This is a genomic window from Streptomyces sp. ISL-66 (assembly GCF_018614135.1).
Lineage (GTDB): Bacteria > Actinomycetota > Actinomycetes > Streptomycetales > Streptomycetaceae > Streptomyces.
Map to the genome: position 1 here is coordinate 4,989 of NZ_JAGGOW010000174.1, position 5,266 is coordinate 10,254.

Sequence of the window (5,266 nt, forward strand, 5' to 3'; positions counted from 1 at the left end):
GATGGCCTTCTGCATCTCGCGCACGACCGCGTCGCCGACCTGGTTGGTCCACTGGACGGGGGTGTTGGCGTCGAGCGCCGCCGTCTTCAACTGCTCGGCGCCGATGGCGCGCGCCAGCGTCTCCGCGTCCTTGCCGTCGCCCTTGTCCGCGAAGTACGGGTCGGCCAGGCCGGTGGCGTTCGACGGGTAGATGGTCGCCTTCTTCGAAAACGCCACCTGGTTGGGGCCGTTGGTGATCCACTTGGCGAACTCGGTCGCCGCGTCCATGTGCTTGGTGTCCTTCTTGATGCCGAGCGACTGGGCGTAGATGCCGATGTGGCCGAGCTTCCCGGTGACGGCGTTCGCGACCTGCGTGCCGGCGTAGACCTGCGGGGCGTTCTGCTTGATGTCCTTCACGAAGCCCGGGGAGCCGGGGCCGAAGACGAGCTTCCCGCCGCCGTAGAGCTGGTTGATGTCGTCCGACTTGAGCAGGGACTCATTGGGCATGGCGCCCTTGTCGTACAGGTCCTTCATCCGCTCGACCCACGCGACGGCCTCGGCGGACTCGAAGGTGAACCGGTCCCGCCGCTCGTTCAGGATCGGTATGCCCATCTTCTGCCAGTCTCCGGGCAGCCGGCCCTTGGGGTCGGCCATGAACGCGGAGTACCGGCCGCCGGACTTCGCGGCGATCTGCTCGGCGTAGTCGAAGAACTGCTCGATGGTGGTCGGCGGTTTGGCCGGGTCGAGACCGGCCTTCTCGAAGAGGTCCTTGTTGTACGTGAGGATCTCCGGGGTCACGTACCAGGGGTACGCGAACACGCCGTCGCCCTTGCCGGGCAGCTTGAACTGCTCCCAGGCGCCGGGGACGTAGTCCTTGGCCACCTCCGGGTCGAGCTTGGCCACGTCGGCGAGCATGCCGCGGTCGCCCAGGAGTTGGAAGGAGTCGGTGGAGAGGTTGACCACGTCGGGCAGGGCCCCGGCCTGGGCGTCGGCGACGAGCTTCTCGTTGTAGCCGTCGCCCGGCACGTCCTCCCACTTGACCTCGACGTCCGGGTACCGCTCCTCGAAGGAGTCGATGACGCCCTGTACGTACGCGGTGAAGACGGGCTTCAATTGGAGGGTGCGGAAGGTGATCCGACCGGCCACCTTCCCCGTTCTCCCGCCCTCCGCCACGTCTCCCGCGCCACCGCTCAGGCCGCACGCGGAGGTCACGAGGAACGTTCCGGCCACGAGTGTGGTGATGGCTGAACGGGTCGCGTTCGTACGGGTCATCGTCGCCGCCTTCGGGGAGAGTCCCGGCCTCGTCGCCGGAGCGCTGGGCCCAAACTGGCCCGAAATCAAGCCGCCGTCAATACGACCAAAGTCCCGGCCGTAGAGAAGCCCTACGCCCCCATTGCGACGGGAGGGCCCCGGCAGTCCGAAAGTCACTCCATCAACTGGCATTGACCTGCACTGATGCGCTTTAGTCCACAGCAGGTTTGGCGCGATATCGATTCAATAACGAGCCTCACTCCCCCGTCAACAGCCGCCTCCTTATCGGCCGTTCCCCCCGCTGGCACTAATGCGCTTTACCAGACACGTCCGCAATCGTCTCCGCCGCTCGCTCGCACGTCGCCAAGTCTTCGGTCCGCGCAACGATCGCCGTTCGAGGTCGGACCCGGCGGGTCTGGCATGCGGGATGAGCACGACCCGCGCACCGCGTCCGGATCACGCGCCCCGGTCCGTGCCCAGGTCCGCCGGGTCGGTGTTCGCGCCGCACAGGACCACCGCGACCCGCTCACCCAGCGGGCGCGCCGCGACGCGCACCGCCGCCAGCGCGGTGGCGGCGCCCGCTTCGACGACGATGCGGTGCTCCTCCCACAGCGCGCGCCGGGCCGCGGTGATCGCCGCGTCCGGGACCAGGACCGACTCCGCGTTCTCCTGCCGCAGGGCGGCCAGCGCGTCCGCCGAGACCCGGCTCGCGCCGAGCGAGTCGGCTGCCACCGAGTCCACGGGTACGTCCACGGGCCGGCCCGCTTCGAGGGCCGCGTTCAGGGCCCGGCAGTTCTCCGGCTCGACCGCGACGACCCGTACGCCGTGCTCCCGCGCGGCGGTGGCGATGCCCGCGAACAGTCCGCCGCCGCCGACCGCGACGACGACCGTGTCGAGGCCGGGCACGGCGTCGCGGATCTCCTCGAGCAGGGTTCCGGCGCCCGCGGCGATGAGCGGGTGGTCGTACGCGTGGCTGCTCAGCGCCCCGCTCCGGGCGGCGAACTCCCGGCAGGCGGCGAGCGCTTCGTCGTACCGGTCGCCGCCGAGCCGCACGTCGGCGCCGTACCCCCGCAGCCGCTCCACCTTCACGCGCGGCGCGGTGGCCGGCAGGAACACGGTGGCGGGCACCGATTCGGCACGGGCCGCCCAGGCGCAGGCGAGGCCGGCGTTGCCGCCGGAGGCGATGGTGATCCCGGCGGCGGGCAGGGTGCCCGCATCGCGGTGGGCGGCCAGGAAGTTGCGGGCGCCGCGGGCCTTGAAGGAGCCGGTGTGCTGGAGGAACTCCAGCGCGTACGAGATCCCTTCGCCCGCCGGTATCACGGAGACGGGCCGCACCGCCCCGGCGATCCGGCCCGCGGCGGCGCGCACGGCGGCGTAGTCGAGCTGCTTTTCCATGAACTCACTCCCTTGTCGGTGGAACCGGGACCGCCTCGGCGTCAGGCCGCGGCGGGCCGGGCCGCCTCGATCAGCTGGCGCAGGGCGCCGTAGTACACCTCGTGGTCGGTCAGGGCGGGCAGTACGTCGGCCAGCCCGCCGGAGAGGACGGGGAATTCGGCGGGGTCCAGCGCGGCCAGCGCCCCGCGCGAGGCGGCGGTGGCGCCGGCCGGATCCCGGTGGTCGACGAACGCGGCGCTGCCGAGCGTCAGCAGGTACATCCGGCGGTAGACGGTCATGGCCTCGCCCGGGGTCATCCCCGCGGCGACGCTGTCGGCGAGCGCGGGCTCGACGAGCCGGGCCAGCAGCTGGCGCCCGAGCCAGGGCCGGCCGCCGCGCAGGATCAGCAGCCCGGGGTGGGCCGCGAGCAGCCGGTAGAGGGCGGTGAACCGTTGCTCGGTGGCCTCGGCCCAGCCGGTTGCGGCGGGGATCGCGGGCAGCTGGGCGGCGAGGTGCTCGGTGCACAGGTCGAGCAGGCCCGCGAGGTCGGCGCAGCGGCGCTGGACGGTGGCGTGCGAGACGTCGAGCCGGTCGGCGAGCGCGCGGAAGCTGAGCGCGGCGGGCCCCTGCTCGTCGAGGATCCGCAGGGCGGCGGCGGCGATCGCCTCGGGGGTGGCGCGGTCGAGGGCGGCTGATCTTCTCGGCATGAGATACATCGTATCAGCCGCCGTATCATCCGTCGTCACAACCACTGTCACAGCCACTGCCACAGGCGGTGGATCGTACGGCGTACCGGATGACTGCCGCAGGTCGTCCGGCACCACGCATCAACCCCTTCGCGTGACATCGACTGCACCCATATTGCTGGTCATCGAGCCATAACCCTCGACTTATGTTGACAGCGGGTAGTCACACCGCTGCACTGGGCGCTCGACAGCCCCCACGTCAAGGAGACTCCGTGCCGCCTCGCCTGCGTGCGTCGCTCCCCTGTCTGACCGCGGCCGCCGTGCTCGCCCTCACGCTCGCCCCCGCCCCGGTGGCGGCCGAGCCCCAGGCGACCTCGGACACCCCGCTCGCGCTCACTCCGCCCATGGGGTGGAACAACTGGGCGCACTACATGTGCGACATCGACGAGGCCAAGGTCGTGGCGAACGCGGACGCGCTCGTCTCCACCGGCCTCGCGGCCAAGGGCTACGACACGGTCACCGTCGACGACTGCTGGATGACCAAGAGCCGTGACGCGGAGGGGAATCTCGTCGTCGACACGGAGAAGTTCCCGCACGGCATGGCCTGGCTCGGCGAGTACCTGCACGCGCGGAAGCTGAAGTTCGGCATCTACCAGGACGCCGGCCACCTCACCTGCGAGCGCTACCCGGGCAGCGGTTCCCCCGAAGGCGGCGGGCCGGACCACTACGCGCGCGACGCCCGGCAGTTCGCCTCCTGGGCGGTCGACTACGTCAAGATGGACGGCTGCAACCTGTGGGTGCCCGAGGGCTCCACCAAGGAGCAGGCCTACCGCGACGCCTACAACTCCGTCGCCAGGGCACTGCGCGGCAGCGGCCGGGACATGGTGCTCTCCGCCTCCGCGCCGGCCTACTTCCAGCAGGGCGAATGGGGCGGCCCCGACTGGCACAAGGTGCTCGGCTGGGTCGGCGAGACCGGCCAGTTGTGGCGCGAGGGCCGCGACATCAAGGTGTACAAGCCGGCCGCGCCGGACACCTCGCGGTGGAGCTCGGTCATGGGCAACTACGGGTACAACCGCTGGCTGGGCCGGTACGCCGGCCCCGGCAACTGGAACGACCCCGACTTCCTGATCGCGGGCGCCCCCGGGCTCACCGAGGCGGAGAGCCGGAGCCAGGTCGGGCTGTGGGCCATGATGGCCGCCCCGTTCATCCTGTCCTCGCAGGTCTCCGAGCTCAGCGCGGCCGGGCTCGCCGCCCTCGGCAACACCGCTCTCATCGCGCTGGACCAGGACCCGATGGGCCGTCAGGGCGCGGTGGTCTCCTCCAACGCCACCTTCGACATCCTGGTGCGGCCGCTCGCGAACGGCGACCGCGCCGTGGCCGTCCTCAACCGGTCCGGCAACCCCCGCGAGGTCCGGGTACCGCTCGCCGAGATCGGGCTGCCCTCCTGCACGGTCGACGCGAAGGACCTGTGGAACGGGCAGGCGCGCGAGGTCTCGGACGCGCTGACCGGGACGGTGGCCGCCCACGACACGGCCGTCTGGCGGCTCACCCCGCGCGGCGGCTGCGCCGGGGCCGTGCCCACCGGGCAGATCACCGGTCAGGGGCCCCGCCAGGGCGCCGCCTGCGCCGACGGAGCGAACACCACCGGGGTCGGTGCCGTGGTGATGGGCACCTGCACGGGCGCGCCCGACCAGCGCTGGACGCTGCGCGGGGACGGCAGCCTGCGGATGGCCGGTGACTGCCTGTCGGTGGGCGCCGGCGGCCTCGTGGAGCTGGCCGACTGCTCGTCCGACCACCGCCGCCGCGCGCCGGGGCAGAGCTGGACGTACCGCAGCGACGGCACTCTGGTCGAGGACGCGAGCGGGCTCTGCCTCACGACCCCCGCCTCCGCGGCCGCCCCCGCCGAACCGGGCGTCCCGGCCGAGCGGCTGGAACTGGCCGCCTGCGGCGAACACCGGGTCGACCAGGCCTGGTCG

Annotated in this window: 4 protein-coding genes; 1 reads left to right on the top strand and 3 read right to left on the bottom strand. The window is 71.9% G+C overall.

Features of this window, described 5'->3' with window-relative positions:
* The 3 genes from J7E97_RS30155 to J7E97_RS30165 form a co-directional block, all read right to left on the bottom strand.
* Positions 1 to 1,251 (bottom strand): sugar ABC transporter substrate-binding protein (locus J7E97_RS30155; RefSeq protein WP_215033901.1); only part of this gene is annotated, 1,251 nt, incomplete at its 3' end.
* 435 nt (positions 1,252 to 1,686) lie between these two features.
* Positions 1,687 to 2,625, bottom strand: coding sequence for a serine/threonine dehydratase (locus tag J7E97_RS30160; protein ID WP_215033903.1), 939 nt, complete (start codon positions 2,623 to 2,625; stop codon positions 1,687 to 1,689).
* Positions 2,626 to 2,666: 41 nt separating this feature from the next.
* Entirely contained in the window at positions 2,667 to 3,311 is a 645-nt protein-coding gene (locus tag J7E97_RS30165; protein ID WP_215033905.1) for a TetR/AcrR family transcriptional regulator C-terminal domain-containing protein, read from the bottom strand.
* 251 nt (positions 3,312 to 3,562) lie between these two features.
* Here J7E97_RS30165 and J7E97_RS30170 point away from each other — a divergent pair.
* Positions 3,563 to 5,266 (top strand): ricin-type beta-trefoil lectin domain protein (locus J7E97_RS30170; RefSeq protein ID WP_308346852.1); only part of this gene is annotated, 1,704 nt, incomplete at its 3' end.